Annotated in this window: 12 protein-coding genes and 1 pseudogene; 5 read left to right on the forward strand and 8 right to left on the reverse strand. The window is 66.4% G+C overall.

Annotated elements, in window-relative coordinates; translation table 11 throughout:
• The first annotated feature begins 4 nt into the window (after positions 1-4).
• Positions 5-1342: an MFS transporter gene (locus QCE83_RS02440; protein ID WP_309807416.1), complete on the forward strand. Its 1338-nt coding sequence runs from the start codon at positions 5-7 to the stop codon at positions 1340-1342.
• 100 nt (positions 1343-1442) lie between these two features.
• On the forward strand, positions 1443-1724 hold the full coding sequence (locus QCE83_RS02445) for a hypothetical protein (RefSeq protein ID WP_309807417.1): 282 nt from the start codon (positions 1443-1445) through the stop codon (positions 1722-1724).
• Positions 1725-1755: 31 nt separating this feature from the next.
• Here QCE83_RS02445 and QCE83_RS02450 read toward each other — a convergent pair.
• Positions 1756-2925: pseudogene (locus QCE83_RS02450) on the reverse strand (MFS transporter); the annotation flags it as partial.
• Between the two features lie 16 nt (positions 2926-2941).
• Entirely contained in the window at positions 2942-4114 is a 1173-nt protein-coding gene (locus tag QCE83_RS02455; protein WP_309807419.1) for an MFS transporter, read from the reverse strand.
• A 310-nt stretch (positions 4115-4424) separates the two neighbouring features.
• On the opposite strand from QCE83_RS02455, the gene QCE83_RS02460 reads away from it, so the two are divergent.
• Positions 4425-4868, forward strand: coding sequence for a hypothetical protein (locus tag QCE83_RS02460; protein WP_309807420.1), 444 nt, complete (start codon positions 4425-4427; stop codon positions 4866-4868).
• Here the strand turns inward: QCE83_RS02460 and pdeM are convergent.
• From pdeM to QCE83_RS02480, 4 genes are read right to left on the reverse strand one after another with little or no spacing between them, the layout of a single operon-like run.
• Complete coding sequence (gene pdeM / locus QCE83_RS02465) at positions 4831-5520, reverse strand: ligase-associated DNA damage response endonuclease PdeM (protein WP_309807421.1); 690 nt, start codon at positions 5518-5520, stop codon at positions 4831-4833. The two genes, QCE83_RS02460 and pdeM, sit on opposite strands and share 38 nt — an antisense overlap.
• On the reverse strand, positions 5521-8139 hold the full coding sequence (locus QCE83_RS02470) for a ligase-associated DNA damage response DEXH box helicase (protein WP_309807422.1): 2619 nt from the start codon (positions 8137-8139) through the stop codon (positions 5521-5523). It abuts the gene before it with no gap.
• Positions 8136-9803: an ATP-dependent DNA ligase gene (locus QCE83_RS02475; RefSeq protein ID WP_309807424.1), complete on the reverse strand. Its 1668-nt coding sequence runs from the start codon at positions 9801-9803 to the stop codon at positions 8136-8138. The genes QCE83_RS02470 and QCE83_RS02475 overlap by 4 nt, the downstream gene beginning before the upstream one ends.
• On the reverse strand, positions 9800-10840 hold the full coding sequence (locus QCE83_RS02480; RefSeq protein ID WP_309807426.1) for a ligase-associated DNA damage response exonuclease: 1041 nt from the start codon (positions 10838-10840) through the stop codon (positions 9800-9802). Before QCE83_RS02480 ends, QCE83_RS02475 begins: the two co-directional genes overlap by 4 nt.
• Before the next feature lie 264 nt (positions 10841-11104).
• Here QCE83_RS02480 and QCE83_RS02485 point away from each other — a divergent pair, with 264 nt between their 5' ends.
• Positions 11105-11602 carry a plasmid fertility inhibition factor family protein gene (locus QCE83_RS02485; protein ID WP_309807428.1) on the forward strand — a complete coding sequence of 166 codons (498 nt, stop codon included), beginning with the start codon at positions 11105-11107 and terminating at the stop codon, positions 11600-11602.
• An 83-nt stretch (positions 11603-11685) separates the two neighbouring features.
• Here the strand turns inward: QCE83_RS02485 and QCE83_RS02490 are convergent, their stop codons facing one another.
• A complete protein-coding gene (locus tag QCE83_RS02490) occupies positions 11686-12738 on the reverse strand; it encodes a LysR family transcriptional regulator (protein ID WP_309807429.1) in 1053 nt (350 codons plus the stop codon).
• Between the two features lie 516 nt (positions 12739-13254).
• Between QCE83_RS02490 and QCE83_RS02495 the strand changes: the two genes are divergently transcribed.
• A complete protein-coding gene (locus QCE83_RS02495; RefSeq protein WP_309807430.1) occupies positions 13255-14100 on the forward strand; it encodes an aldo/keto reductase in 846 nt (281 codons plus the stop codon).
• Between the two features lie 25 nt (positions 14101-14125).
• Here QCE83_RS02495 and QCE83_RS02500 read toward each other — a convergent pair whose 3' ends face one another.
• Positions 14126-14557: a hypothetical protein gene (locus QCE83_RS02500; RefSeq protein WP_309807431.1), complete on the reverse strand. Its 432-nt coding sequence runs from the start codon at positions 14555-14557 to the stop codon at positions 14126-14128.
• Positions 14558-14617: the final 60 nt, after the last annotated feature.

Below are 14617 nucleotides of genomic sequence, written 5' to 3' on the forward strand. Positions count from 1 at the left end.
AGACATGAGTGAGACGACCATCGACGTCGAGCGCGCGCTCGGCAACGCGCACCGGCCCGGTTTCCAGTGGATGCTGCTCGCGCTGTGCGGGCTGTGTCTCGTCATCGACGGCTTCGATGCACAGGCCATGGGCTATGTCGCGCCCGCCGTCATCGCGGACTGGCATGTATCGAAGGCGGCGCTCGGGCCGGTGTTCAGCGCGAGCCTGTTCGGCATGCTGCTGGGCGCGCTCGGGCTCTCGGTGCTGGCGGACCGCATCGGGCGGCGTCCGGTGCTGATCGGCGCGACGCTGTTCTTCGGCCTTTCGATGATCGCCACCGCGTTCACCCACGACCTGACCGTGCTGACCGTGCTGCGCTTCGTCACGGGGCTCGGCCTCGGCTGCATCATGCCGAACGCGATGGCGCTGGTCGGCGAGTTCTCGACGCCCGAGCATCGCGTCAAGCGGATGATGCTCGTGTCGTGCGGCTTCACGCTCGGCGCGGCGCTCGGCGGCTTCGTCAGCGCCGCGCTGATTCCGGCGTTCGGCTGGCGCGCGGTGTTCTGGGTCGGCGGCGCGGTGCCGCTGCTGCTCGCGTTCGCGATGATCGCCGCGCTGCCGGAGTCGCTCCAGTTCCTCGTGCTGAAGGGCCGCGAGGCGCGTGCGCGGGACTGGCTCGCGAAGTTCGATCCGACGCTGCGCATCGACGCCTCGACGCGTCTCGTCGTGCGCGAGAAGGCCAGCGGCGGCGCGCCCGTGGCTGAACTGTTCCGCGCCGGCCGCGGACCGGTCACGCTGATCCTGTGGGCCATCAGCTTCATGAATCTGATCGACCTGTATTTGCTGTCGAACTGGCTGCCCACCGTGATGCGCGACGCCGGCTATTCGCCCGGCATGGCGGTGCTGGTCGGCACGTTGTTGCAGACGGGTGGCGTGATCGGGACGCTGTCGCTCGGCTGGTTCATCGAGCGGCTTGGCTTCGTGCGCGTGCTGCTCGCGTGCTTTGCGCTCGGCGCGCTGTGCGTCGGCATGATCGGCGGCGTCGCGCCTGTGCAGACCTGGCTGTTCGTGGCGGTGTTCGCGAGCGGGTTTTGCATCGTCGGCGGACAGCCGGCGGTCAATGCGCTTGCCGGCCATTACTATCCGACGGCGCTGCGCTCGACCGGCATCGGCTGGAGTCTCGGGATCGGGCGCGTGGGCTCGGTGATCGGACCGCTCGTCGGCGGCCAGATGATCGCGCTCGGCTGGAGCAACGTCGCGCTGTTCCATGCGGCGGCGCTGCCGGTGCTGTGCTCGGCGGGGCTCGTGATGGTGCTCGCGTTTGTGCGGCGGGAAAAGGGCGGGGCGGTGCAGGCGGTGTGATGCTGCGCTGCGCCGCGCCGAGTTAGGACAAATCGTATGGTCTCCGCGGTTCGAGTCGCGATAGAAACATGCATCGCAAAATACTCGTACCGGAGACCCAATGAGCGACCTTACTTGTCCGCACTGTCCTTACGGCGTACCCCGCGGAGCCCGCGTCTGTCGGGGCTGTCAGGCCGAGGTGTACTACGGCTTGCCGAAGCAACAGTCCCTGGCGATCTTGTTTGCCGCCGGGGTCACTGTCTTCCTGGGCTGGAAAATCTCGAACAATGCGCCTGCGGCCATGGTCGTGGGCCTGATCGTCGTAATCGCGCTGACGGTGGCAGCCAAGCGGAAATATGCGGATCACGTCGAATTCAAACGGCCCTATCGAACGCGAAAGTAGCGAACGTCGCGTTGATTCGACGTCTCGGGTTTCAACCTGAGGCACGTTCCGTCCCGCGTCGCCTTTCCCACCACGCCGCGACCAGGAACGCCCCCGCCGCCGCCGTCAGCACGCCGACCAGCGCATCTGCGCCGACGCGCTGCATCAGCGTTCCCGCGATGATCGGCCCGCCAAAACTCGCGACGCTCCAGGACGCCCCGACGATCGCCGTCGCGGACACGAGCGACGGTCCGCGAAAGCGCTCGCCGCAGGCTACCAGCGAAAGCGTGTAGACACTGCCCGCCGCCGCGCCGGTTACGAACAGCAGCGGCCAGCAGAGCCACGGAGTCGACACCGCCCACGGCAGCACCGGCAGCAGCGCGACGACGACGATCCCCGCGCCGGCGTGGACCTTTGCGCGCCCGAAGCGGTCGGCGAGCCAGCCGATCGGAAACTGCATGGTCGTGTCGCCCAGCAGGATCGCGGATGCGAACAGCACGCCGAGGTCCTGACTCACGCCGTGCGCCATCGCGAACAGCGGCATCAGGGAGAGCGCGAGCGTATCGAAGAGCGCGAAAAAGCCCGTGCCGATCACGAGCGCCGGCATGCGCGGCAGCACGTCGCGCCAGTTGCCGTGCCCGCTTTCGTCCGGGTCCGGCGCGAGCGTGTGCGGCTGACCGCGGATCGACGCCAGCGCCGGCAGCGCCAGCAGGAAGATCGCGCCGCAGATGGCGAAGCGCCACGCCGGCCAGCCGCCGATCACGCTCACCAGCACCGGGCCCGTCATCTGGAAGAGGGTGAAGTTCGTCGCGTAGATCGCGACGACGCGGCCGCGCGTGGCATCGTCGGCGAGCTGCGTGACCCAGGCTTCGCCGATGGTGAACAAGAGCATCAGCGCCGCGCCGAACACGAGCCGCAGCGCGGCCCACAGCCACAGGTTCGAGGTGAACTGCATCGCGATGGTGGCGCACGCCGCGAGCAGTACCGTCACGATGATGATCTCGCGCGCGCCGTAACGCGCCGTCACGCGGCCCGCGAACGGCGCGACCAGCAGGCCGCCGCCTGCCTGCATCGCCGTCATCAGGCCGACGACGCCGCTGCCGTGACCCGACTGCGTCAGTGCGAGGGCGGTCAGCGGCAGCGTTGCGCCGAGTCCCAGCCCGACGACCGCGACGCTCAGGATCAGCGCGAGAAAATCACGCGAGAGGATGCCCTTCATGCATTGCCGTAGGCGGCGTTCAGGCCGCCTGCCCGATCGCCAGACGGCGGGCGCGCTTGTCGAGCGTCGCCGACACGAGCGTCAGGCCGAACGCGCTCGCCGCCATCAGGATGCCGACCCAGGGCAGCGCGGTAAGCGGCGCGCCCGCGCTGATCACGCAGCCGCCGAGCCACGCGCCCGTCGCGTTGCCGAGGTTGAAGGCGCCCTGGTTCAGGGTCGATGCCAGATTGGGCGCGTCGCTCGCGCGGTTGACGATGAGGATCTGCAGCGGCGGCACGATCGCGAACGCGAGCACGCCCCAGAAGAAAATCGTCACCATCGCCGAAATGGGCTCGTGCATCGTGCCGGCGAAGATCATCAGGATCACGACGATGGCCAGCAGGAACGACAACAGCGAGCGCAGCAGCTTCCAGTCGGCCAGCTTGCCGCCCAGCGTGCTGCCCACCGTGAGGCCGAGGCCGAACAGCAGCAGCACGTAGGTGACCGCATGCGGCGTAAAGCCGGTTACGTCTTCGAGGATCGGCGTGATATACGTGAACACCGAGAAGAGACTGGCCGAGGCGAGCACGCTGATGCCGAGCACCATCAGCACTTGCGGATTCTTGAGCACGTCGAATTCGCGCAGGATGCTGGTTTCGCGCATCTCGATGTGCTTCGGCAGGCAGACGGCGAGCGCGCCGGCCGCGGCAATGCCGATCAGCGTGACGACCCAGAAGGTCGAGCGCCAGCCGGCCGCCTGGCCGAGCGCGGTGCCGAGCGGCACGCCGAGCACGTTGGCGAGCGTGAGCCCGGTGAACATCAGCGCGATGGCCTGGGCGCGGCGGTTCGGCGCGACGAGATCGGCGGCGACCACCGAGCCGATGCCGAAGAACGCGCCATGGCAGAACGCCGTGACGATGCGCGCGCCCATCAGCACCCAGTAGTTCGGGGCCAGCGCGCACAGCATGTTGCCGACGATGAACACGCCGATCAGTCCCATCAGCGCTTTCTTGCGGGGCATTTTCGCGGTGACCACGGCGAGGATCGGCGCGCCGATGGTGACGCCGAGCGCGTAGCCGGAGACGAGCATGCCGGCTGCGGGAATCGATACGGCGAGATCGCGTGCGACATTGGGCAGCAGGCCCATGATGACGAACTCGGTCGTACCGATGCCGAACGCGGCAATGGCGAGAGCGAAAAGAGGCAGGGGCATGGTGGAGACGGAGCGGGGTCACGCCGCGCGCGCATCGTCGGACTGAGCGATGCCGGCGTCGGGGCGGTTTGAAGGCTCGAATTGTACCGAAAGGCTTTTTGCGATGCTGGTATAAACCCTAGGTCGTCTGTCCCGGACGAGGCTCGGCGGCGCATGGAAATTCTTTTGTCGAGCACGCTGGCGCATGAGTCTTGCGAATGTCGCGCCGGCTTGCGTCAGATGTTTCCGGTAACAGTGCCGCTGCCGCGCATTCGTTGCGGATCGCATGACCGGGCCATTGTTGGAAAAACGCAGCAACTACTGAATAACGATGTCACCGACAAAATTCCGTATTCACGCCGCCTTAGCGGCCACGCTCATGCTCGCCGCACAGGCGTTCGCGCAAAGCAACGCGGCCGGGCCGATCCCCACGCCGGCGGGCACGCTGCATTTCCTGCAGGACGAGTCCGGCATGGCCGCGCTCATCGGCACGCAGGTGTTCGATCGCTTCGACGCGAAGCGCATCGTCCATTTCGACGACACGCCGGGTGCAGGCGATACCGTCACGCGCATGCTGGTGCAGACCGACACCGGCCCGGTCCTGTACGACCTGCGCCGCAATCCGCCGCTGGTGCAGCGCACCGGACAGCGCATGACGGTCAAGCGGGTGTTCTGGCAAGGCGAGGAAGCGGTGATGCAGTCGAATCTCGGCTGGTACGGCTTCACGCGCGGCAAGCTCACGAAGCTCCAGTCATCGACGAAGATCTATCACTGACCTGCAGCACCCGCTCGCCGGCGATCACATAGACCGCTTCGCGGCGCACGTCGTCGTTCACCTCGAAGCCGCCGGTGAACGCGCCGAATGCCGGCAGCACGCCCGCGCGCGCGCCGAAGCGGAAGCACGGCAGGCGCGCGCGGTCGAGGCGCGTCGCGAGCCGGTACACCGGATGTTCATGGCCCGCGAGCGCGTACGCGCCGTCCACCGTCTGCGGGTGATGACACAGCGCCCAAGGGCCGAGCCGGTACGGTTCCTTCACGAGTTCGACGCCGAATGCCGTGGGCAGCGCACCCGCGTGCCGGTCGTGATTGCCCTCGACCAGCACGAGCCGCAAGCCCCGATGTCTCTCCCGCCAGGCGCCGAGCGCCTCGAGCGTTTCCTGCGCGTGGGACTCACGTGCATGCAGCAGGTCGCCGAGAAACACCACGGATTCCGGCCGATGCGCCGCGACCAGCGCATCGAGCCGCGCGAGGCTTTCGCCGGTGGTGCCGGCCGGCACCGGAATGCCGCGCGCGCGAAACACGGCGTCCTTGCCGAAATGCGCATCGGCGATGAACAGACTCCCCAGGACGGGATCGAATGCCGCGCGGTCTGCCGAGAGCACGAGCGCGTGGCCGTTCACATCGATGGTCAGTGCTTCAATTGCCATTTACTTGTCCGCTGCCTTCTCCAGATCCGCGAGCATACGCTCCACGCGGTCCGACAGCTTTTCCGTGCTGACCTTTTCCCGCAACCGCGCGATGATCAGCGGGAAGGCGAACGGCGTCGGCTTCTTCGGATGGGTCAGCGCAAGGCGGCTCTCGCTCATGCGCTGCAGCGCCGCGCGGATGCGTCCGAGTTCGAGTTCCTGCAGCATGACTTCCTGATCCGCCTGCGCGAGCAGCAGATTGCCGCTGTCGTGCTTGCGGAAGACTTCATAGAACAGTCCGCTCGACGCCTGCAACTGACGCGCGCTCTTCTGCTGTCCGGGATGCCCTTGATAGATCAGCCCCGATACCCGCGCGATTTCGCGAAATCGCCGCGACGACAACTCCGATGCGTTGAGGCTGGCGAGAATGTCGTGTTCCAGGTTGTCCGGTGAAAACAGCCCGTCGGCGATGAGCGTCTCCCAGTCGAACGGCCGCGCTGACAACAGTTCGAAGCCATAGTCGTTCATCGAGATGGAGAAGGTGCTCGGCTGGTCGCGCGCGACGCGCCAGCCGATCAGAGATCCCAGCCCGATGTGCGCCATGCGTCCCGCGAACGGATAGCAGAAGAAGTGATGCCCTTCGCGCGATCGCACGCATTCCACCACGAGCACGCCCGGTCCCGGCAGCGCCGACCACTTCGCCTGCAAGTCGAGCAACGGTTCGACGGCGCGCATCTCGGGCTCGTCATAGATGCCGTCGCTGGCGCGGGCGAGCATCACGAGCGCGGCCTCCGCGAGTTCCGACGACAGCGGCATCTTGCTGCCGGCCCATTGCGGCATCGCACCGCGCGACGAGGTCGCGCGCTTCACGTAAGCGGTCATGTCGCGCACGCGCACGAGTTCGAGCGAGCGTCCGCCGAAGGTGAAGACATCGCCGGGTTTGAGACGCGAAATGAACGACTCTTCCATCGCGCCGATGCGTCCGCCCGTCATGTACGCCACGTTGATGGTTGCATTCGCAACGATCGTCCCGACGTTGTTGCGATGGCGGCGCACGAGGTCTTCGCGCGGCACGCGATACACGCCGTCATCGCCCTGTGCGACGCGATGAAAATCCGGATACGCGCCCAGCGATGTGCCGCCGCGCTCGACGAACGCGAGCGCCCAGTCGAACTCGGCCTGCGTGAGATCGCGATACGCGTAGGCGCGGCGCACTTCGTCGAACATCTCGGCCGCCGTGAAGCCGCCGCCGATCGCCACCGTCACGAGATGCTGGACCAGCACGTCGAGCGGCTTGAGCGGCATGTCGCGCCCCTCGATGCGTTTCTCGCCGATCGCCCAGCGCGCCGCCGCGGCCTCGACGAGTTCGAGCGCGTGAGTCGGCACGATGGTCACGCGCGACACGCGTCCGGGCGCGTGGCCCGAGCGCCCGGCGCGCTGCATCAGCCGCGCGACGCCCTTCGGCGAGCCGATCTGGAACACGCGATCCACCGGCAGGAAGTCGACGCCGAGATCGAGACTCGACGTGCACACCACGGCCTTCAACTGGCCGTTCTTGAGCCCGAGTTCGACCCAGTCGCGCACTTCCTTGTCGAGCGAGCCGTGATGCAGCGCGAGCAGGCCGGCCCATTCCGGGCGCAGTTCCAGCAGCGCGCGATACCAGATTTCCGCCTGCGAGCGCGTGTTGGTGAAGACCAGCGAGCTTTGCGCCTGATCGATCTCGGCGGCGACCGGCCCGACCTGGCGCACGCCGAGATGCCCGCCCCACGGAAACCGTTCGATGGTGTCGGGAATCAGCGTATCGACGACGAGTGTCTTCGGTTGCGCGCCTTGCACGACGACGCGCGGCGTCCTGACGGGATGCAGCAGCGCATCGTGCGCGAGCGCGAGGTTGCCGAGCGTCGCGGAAAGGCCCCAGATCTGCAGGTCCGGACGCCAGTGCGCGAGGCGCGCGATGGCCAGTTGCGTCTGCGTGCCGCGCTTGTTGCCGAGCAGCTCGTGCCATTCATCGACGACGATCATGCGCAGATGCCTGAGCTCTTCCTGCGCGTTGGCGCGCGTCAGCATCAGCGTGAGACTCTCGGGCGTGGTCACGAGCGCGGACGGCATGCGGCGGTTCTGGCGCGCGCGTTCGGTCGAGGTCGTATCGCCGGTGCGCAGGCCTACGCTCCACGGCACCGCCAGCACCGTGACTGCCGTTTGCAGCGCGCGGGCGCTGTCGGCGGCGAGGGCGCGCATCGGCGTGATCCATAGCACCGTGAGTGGCGCGGGCAGCAGGTTGTGCTGCGCGTTGTGCTGCGGCTTCGGCGCCTTGTCCGCGAAGGCGGCCAGTGCACCGAGCCACACGGCCCAGGTCTTGCCCGCGCCGGTCGTCGCATGGAGCAGGCCGCTTGCGCCCCGGGCGATCTCGCGCCACGCCTCGCGCTGAAAGGGAAAGGGCTGCCAGCCGCGGGTCTCGAACCAGCGCGCGAGGCGGGCCTCGAAGGGCTGCGCGGCCTCTTTCTCGTCGACGGCAAATGGCGCGGGAACGAACAGCTCGGCCGCGGCATCGAGCTTGGCCTGCGCGGCGCGCGTGCGCGGAATCCGGCGCGGCCGGGGCGCGCGGCGGCGGTCCTTGCCGCTGGCATCGGTCTCGCTCATGCCGTGACCTCGTTGAGGAAACCTTTGAGCATCTCCAGCGTGTCGGCGTCTTCGATCGCCTTGTCGGTGCGCCAGCGCAGCATGCGCGGAAAGCGCACCGCGATGCCCGACTTGTGGCGCGGGCTCGCCTGGATGCCCTCGAAGCCGATCTCGAAGACCAGGGTGGGCGTGACGCTGCGCACCGGGCCGAATTTCTCGATGGTCGTCTTGCGCACGATGGCATCGACGCGGCGCATCTCTTCGTCGGTGAGGCCCGAATAGGCCTTGGCGAACGGCACGAGCGTGCGCACGCCGTCGGTCTCATCCCAGACGGCGAAGGTGAAGTCCGTGTAGAGGCTCGCGCGCCGTCCATGGCCGCGTTGTGCGTAGAGCAGCACGGCATCGATCGAATACGGATCGATCTTCCATTTCCACCACGTCCCCGACGATTTCGTGCGCCCCACGCCATACATCGACTCGCGCTCTTTCAGCATCAGCCCTTCGACGCCGCGTGCACGGCTCTCGTCGCGCAACACGGCGAGCGCGCCCCAGTCGGATGCGCTCACCAGCGGCGACACGCGCAGCAGGTCGACCGCGAGCGTACTGGACATCGACTGGGCAAGCGCGTCGAGCCGCGCCCGCCGTGCGTGCAGCGGTTCGGTGCGCAGATCGCGGCCGTCCGCTTCGAGCAGGTCGTAGGCAAGCAGCGCGGCCGGTGAATCCGCGAGCACTTTCTTCGTCAGCGACTTGCGCGCGATGCGCGGCTGCAGGCGCGCGAACGGCAACGGCGCGGCAGCGCCGGGCTCCCACGCGAGGATTTCGCCGTCGATCACGGTGCCGTCGGGCAGCGCCGCGCCCAGCGACGCGAGTTCCGGGAAGCGGTCCGTGACGAGGTCCTCGCCGCGCGACCAGACCCACACGCGCCCTCCGCGTTTCACCAGCTGGGCGCGGATGCCGTCCCACTTCCATTCCGCGAGCCAGCCGGAGGGCGGCCCGAGCGTCTCCGGGTCGGCCTGCAACGGATGCGCGAGAAAGAACGGGTAGGGCAGGCCGAGATCGCTTTCATGCGGCGTATCGACGTCGTCGCCCTCGGCGGCCGGGGCGATCAGCCGCAGATAGCGCGCGGCGCTCGGCGCCTGGCGCGAATCGGTCCAGCCGACCATGCGCTGCGCGATGCGCTTGTGATCGACACCCGCGACTTGCGCCAGCGCGCGCACGACCAGCTGCCGCGCGACGCCCACCCGAAAGCCGCCGCCGATCAGCTTCGTCAGCAGGAAGCGCTCGCTCCAGTCGAGTTCGTCCCAGTAGGCGAGCAGGCGCGCGCGCAGTTCCGCGGGATCCGTGCCGCGCAATGTCAGCACGCGCTCCTCGATCCATTGCGCGAGCCCCAGTGTGGATTCGCCCGTTGCCGGCGGCAGCACATGCGCGATGGTTTCCGCGAGATCGCCCACGGCCTGATACGACTCTTCGAAGAGCCAGTCCGGCAGACCCGCGCGCTCGCGCGCAAATTCGGCCAGCAGACGCGCGGGCACCGACTGGCGCGGCTTGCCGCCCGCGAGGAAATACGCGGCCCATGCCGCATCTTCCGGCTCCGCCGCCGAAAAGTAGGCAATCAGCGCCTCGAGCTTTTCGTTGGTCGAGGTGGTGGCGTCGAGCGCGGTGTAGAGCGTCGCGAAGCGCTTCATGACGAGGCGGGTTCGGGTTGAGCGGTGTCGGCTTCGATGGCGTCGTCGCCGTATTCGGTCGTGAACGCGCCGGCTTCGAGGCCCTGCTCGGTGAGCCAGCGGACCATCGGCTCGATCTGTCCGTGCGTGACGATCACGCGTTCGGCCCGGCTCGCGCCGATCGCGAGTTGCAGGCCCGGCCAGTCGGCGTGATCGGACAGCACGAAGCCGCGGTCCACGCCCTTGCGCCGCCGCGTGCCGCGCAGGCGCATCCAGCCGGACGCGAAGGCGTCGCTGTAGTCGCCGAAGCGGCGCATCCAGGTGCTGCCTTGCGCGGACGGCGGCGCGACGATCAGCGCGCCCTTGAAGGCGGCCTTGTCCTTCGCGGCGATGTCGCTGACCGGGCGCGTCGGCGGCAGCGCCACGCCCGCTTGCGCATAGGCGCGATTGAGCGGCTCGACCGCGCCGTGACAGAAGATCGGCCCGATGGCGGCATCGACGCCGGCCAGCACGCGCTGCGCCTTGCCGAACGAATAGCAGAACAGCACCGATGCACGCCCTTGCGCCGCATTGTGGCGCCACCAGGAATCGATGCCGTCGAACAACACGCGCGGGTGATCCCAGCGATAGATCGGCAGGCCGAAGGTGGACTCGGTGATGAAGGTGTCGCAACGGACCGGTTCGAAGGGCGCGCAGGTGGGATCGGGTTCGACCTTGTAATCGCCGGACGCGACCCAGACGCGCCCTTTGTATTCGACGCGCACCTGCGCCGAGCCGAGCACGTGTCCCGCGGGATGCAGCGACACGCGCACGCCGTTCACGTCGATGGCTTCGCCGTATGGAAGCCCTTGCACGTCGATGCCCGGCAGCCGCGACAGCAGCACGCCGACGCCCGGTTCGGCGGCGAGATAGCGGGCGTGCCCGAAGCGCGCGTGATCGGCGTGAGCATGCGTGATGACGGCCCGTTCGACCGGCCGCCAAGGGTCGATATAAAAGTTGCCCGGAGCACAGAAGAGACCTTCGGGCCGCGCGACGATGAGATCGGAAGCGTTATCCACTTGAGCGTCCACGAGGCGTGTATGACGGTCGCGTGACAGCCGCGCCGCCGCTTTCGCCAGTCTGTTCAATTCTGGCAACAAAAGCACGCCACGTGCCCGTCACGGCGCTTTCATGAATCGCGTCTAGGGTGTAAAAGTTTAGCTGGGCCCGAGGTTCGCCGAGAGAGAACCGCGAGGCTGGTCAAGCAGAACGTTCAAGCGAAGCATGGATGCGAAACACGCGCGCACGGGGCGCGCGCGCCGCAGTCTTCATCAGATACCGACATGGACACGATGGTTACGCCGACCGCCGCAGAAGCGGTCTGGATCGTCAGGCTCCAGAGCCATCCGCAGTATGACTTCGTGCGCCTGAAGCGGGTTTTCACCGGTCGCGACTCGCGTCACCGGGTCGTGCTCGTCGACGTGAGGAAGCTGCTCGCGTGCGCCGATCGCGACGACACCGACTACGTGCTCAAGGCCGTCGACGACTGGCATGCCGGCAAGGTGCGCGGCATCCGCGAGTTTCTCGACCCGGACAATCCGCGCGTGCCGGAAATGCCCTACGTGACGATCTGCGTGCGGCGTTCGCCCGGCTTGCTCGGGTTGCTCGGCGTGCATCGGGAAGGGGTCGTGGCCTTTCGCAACGGGCAGCATCGCGCGCGCTACATGGCGTATGCGGGCGCGTTGTGCATGCCCGTTGAAGTGCACGAGCGCGAAGCGCCGCTGCTGCACGAGATGTGCGCGGCGCCGGATGTGGCCAGCGCCGAATACGGCGAGACCTGAGTACGGCGCGGCCTGCGCGCCGCACCGGCAGGGCGGGACGGGCTTCGATCGCGCCGTCCGGCCGCGGGAATCAGGACGCCACTTTAATTCGCGGCGGCCGGCACCGCGTTGACCGACGCCGGCACCGGTTTGAGCGCCAGGTGCGGCGCACGGAAACTTTCGTCCGGAATGCTCGTGGACGTCGCGAAACGCTGGCTGAGATAGTCCAGTGCGTAGTCAACGAAGAAGCGTGTCTTCGCCGGCAAGTACTGGCGTCCCGGATAGACGATCGACATCTTGATGTCCGGGTCGTCGATGGCGTAGTCGGGCAGCAGGCGGACCAGCGTGCCTTCCTTCAGGTCCGCATTGACGATGCCCTCCGGCAGGATCGCGAAGCCGATGCCCTTCAGCGTGCCCAGCCGCACCATCAAGCCGTTGTTCACCGTATAGACCGGCGCGAGCGTAATCTGGTCGGCGGCGCCGAGGTGATGCCGGAAATGCCAGGTCAGATTGCGCATCTCGTTCGGCAACGCGACCGAGGGCAGTCCGAGGAGATCGGCGGGCGCAACCGGCGCGCCGTGCTGCGCAATGAACTCGGGCGTAGCGACCGGCACGAAGGTGTTGGTGCCCACCGGCCGTTCGACCAGCGCCGTGCTCGACACCATGTAAGCCGTGACGATGCCGACGTCATAGCCGTCCTCGACGAGATCGACGTGGCGCTCGGCGAGCGTCAGGCGCACATTGACCTTCGGATGCAGCCTGCGGAAGCCGTCGATGAGCGGCGTGAGCGTCAGCAGCGACAGCGCGCTCGATGCCACGACACGCAGCGTGCCGCTCGGTTCACCCTCGGTATGGGTAATGGCGGATTCGAGATGATCCAGTTCTTCGAGTAACGCGCGGCAGCCTTCGAGATAACGGGTGCCGGCTTCAGTCAGCGAAAGATTTCGTGTGGTTCGATTAATCAACCGGGTTCTCAAATGCGCTTCCAGCATCGCGATTGCCCGCGTGACCAGTGCATTCGATACATCAAGTTGTTGAGCAGCCCGGCGAAAGCTTTCAGTATCCGCCACCCGCACGAAAACCCGCATTGCATGGATCTGGTTCATTGTTGCCCTCTCACTGTTGGAGTTATACAGGCACGCACTTGCCTGCCTCATATCCCAGGCGTGCGTCCAGTATTTGAACACCCCCGTTTCTTGTAGAAATAATATTGAGCGCCGACGCGAATTGCAATATCGATTTCTTTAAAGTTTTGCTACGAGTTTCTGATTTTTTCGTCATTTTCGAATATTCTTTTATGAGCATTCTCCCAGACGCGTTTTTTGGTGCAAAAAATGAAACCGGAGCGGGGGATTAGCAGATGATTGTTCGGCAGCAACGAATTTCTCTTTCATCGAATTCGAAATCGTATGTTGCATTCATTTAACGACGTTTGCATTAATTGAAGCGTGCGCTGGAATTAACTTCGGAAGTCATGCGTGAGCGCGTCGGAGTATGCGTAGTCAATGCTCTAAAAGAGGACTTGCTTTCGGCTTCTCGAATGCGAGTCGCCTTCTTCTGTGGTTCAGACATTCGGTATCGGACTTGTAATGAATGACTCGTCAAGCCGTCTTACTCAGGCGCTTCGGGCGTGTTCCGTGCTTCATGCTCTGCTGGCTTATCAGGAGGCTCGAATGACCCTTGCCGAATCAACCGTCACGCTGCCGAGCGGCGAAACCCTTCCGAAACTCGGACAGGGCACCTGGGAAATGGGCGAGCGCCCGAATGCGCGTGCCAAGGAAATCGCTGCCTTGCGCGAGGGCGTCGAGCTGGGCATGACGCTCATCGATACCGCGGAGATGTACGGCGACGGGGCAAGCGAGCAATTGATCGCCGAAGCGCTCGGCGACCGGCGCGACGCGTTGTTCATCGTCAGCAAGGTGTATCCGCACAACGGCAGCGAGCGCGGCGTTCAGGCCGCCTGTGAGCGCAGCCTCAAGCGGCTGAAGACCGACCGCATCGATCTGTATCTGCTGCATTGGCGCGGCGGCGAGGATCTGGAGGGCGTGCTGGCAGGGTTCGAGAAATTACAGCGCGACGGCAAGATTCGCCACTGGGGCGTGAGCAACTTCGATACCGTCGACATGGAAGAACTCTTCTCCCTCGACGGCGGCAACGCCTGCGCAACCAATCAGATTCTCTACAACGTCGCGCGGCGCGGCGCGGAATTCGATCTGCTCCCATGGCTGCGCGACCACCGCATGCCGGCCATGGCGTACAGCCCCGTGGATCACGCGCGCCTGCCGCGCGGCGGCGCGCTGGAAAAGATCGCGGCGGCGCGCGGGGTGTCGGCATTCCAGGTGGCGCTGGCGTGGGTGCTGAAGCAACCGGCGGTATTCGCCATTCCGAAGGCGGCGGACGTCGCGCATGTCCGTGAGAACCGCGCGGCGCTCGACCTGAAACTGTCGGCGGACGAACTCGCCGACATCGATCAGCAGTTCAGGCCGCCCCAGTCCAAGCGTCCGCTCGAAATGCTGTAGCAGATGGCCGTGAAGCCATGCCTGCTCAACTGCAGGCGTGATGCGCGTGCACCGAGCCCAGCACCGCCACTTCGGCGGGCGTGCGCTTCAGGTCGTCTTCGTTGACCTGCTTCGCGTCGGCGACGAAATCATCGATGATCGACGAGACCTTCGTGTCCATCAGGCACAGCGACACGCGCTTGGTCTCGGCCTCCGGCAGCGACATGCGTTGCGACAGGAACAGTACGCCGTACTGATAGCCGCGCACGATGCCGCGCACCGCGCCCAGGCATTGCGCCAGCGCGGCGTTATCCGACTTGTTGGCGCACTGCTGCGCGAGCGTGTAGGCGGAGAAGGTCGGGTCGGAGGCGCCGGGCGTCGGGGCGGGCGCGGTGGTCTGTGCCTGCGCAGCGAGGGTGACGGCGAAAGCAGCGCCGGCGACGAGCGATGCGCGGGCCATGGAACGGGCGGGTTTCATCGGTTGAATCCTCATTGTTGTTGAACGTCGAACCGATGAGAGACGTCGCGGCCCGCTTTG

Origin of the sequence: Caballeronia sp. LZ034LL (assembly GCF_031451215.1) — a bacterium.
Lineage (GTDB): Bacteria > Pseudomonadota > Gammaproteobacteria > Burkholderiales > Burkholderiaceae > Caballeronia.

What these genes read in the sequence shown, in the direction of transcription:
- pdeM (WP_309807421.1), bottom strand. Translation starts at nt 5,520, where the DNA reads ATGGCAATTGAAGCACTGACCATCGATGTGAACGGCCACGCGCTCGTG.
- QCE83_RS02495 (WP_309807430.1), top strand. Translation starts at nt 13,255, where the DNA reads ATGACCCTTGCCGAATCAACCGTCACGCTGCCGAGCGGCGAAACCCTT.
- QCE83_RS02460 (WP_309807420.1), top strand. Translation starts at nt 4,425, where the DNA reads ATGTCACCGACAAAATTCCGTATTCACGCCGCCTTAGCGGCCACGCTC.
- QCE83_RS02440 (WP_309807416.1), top strand. Translation starts at nt 5, where the DNA reads ATGAGTGAGACGACCATCGACGTCGAGCGCGCGCTCGGCAACGCGCAC.
- QCE83_RS02490 (WP_309807429.1), bottom strand. Translation starts at nt 12,738, where the DNA reads ATGAGGCAGGCAAGTGCGTGCCTGTATAACTCCAACAGTGAGAGGGCA.
- QCE83_RS02485 (WP_309807428.1), top strand. Translation starts at nt 11,105, where the DNA reads ATGGACACGATGGTTACGCCGACCGCCGCAGAAGCGGTCTGGATCGTC.
- QCE83_RS02445 (WP_309807417.1), top strand. Translation starts at nt 1,443, where the DNA reads ATGAGCGACCTTACTTGTCCGCACTGTCCTTACGGCGTACCCCGCGGA.
- QCE83_RS02500 (WP_309807431.1), bottom strand. Translation starts at nt 14,557, where the DNA reads ATGAAACCCGCCCGTTCCATGGCCCGCGCATCGCTCGTCGCCGGCGCT.
- QCE83_RS02455 (WP_309807419.1), bottom strand. Translation starts at nt 4,114, where the DNA reads ATGCCCCTGCCTCTTTTCGCTCTCGCCATTGCCGCGTTCGGCATCGGT.
- QCE83_RS02470 (WP_309807422.1), bottom strand. Translation starts at nt 8,139, where the DNA reads ATGAGCGAGACCGATGCCAGCGGCAAGGACCGCCGCCGCGCGCCCCGG.
- QCE83_RS02475 (WP_309807424.1), bottom strand. Translation starts at nt 9,803, where the DNA reads ATGAAGCGCTTCGCGACGCTCTACACCGCGCTCGACGCCACCACCTCG.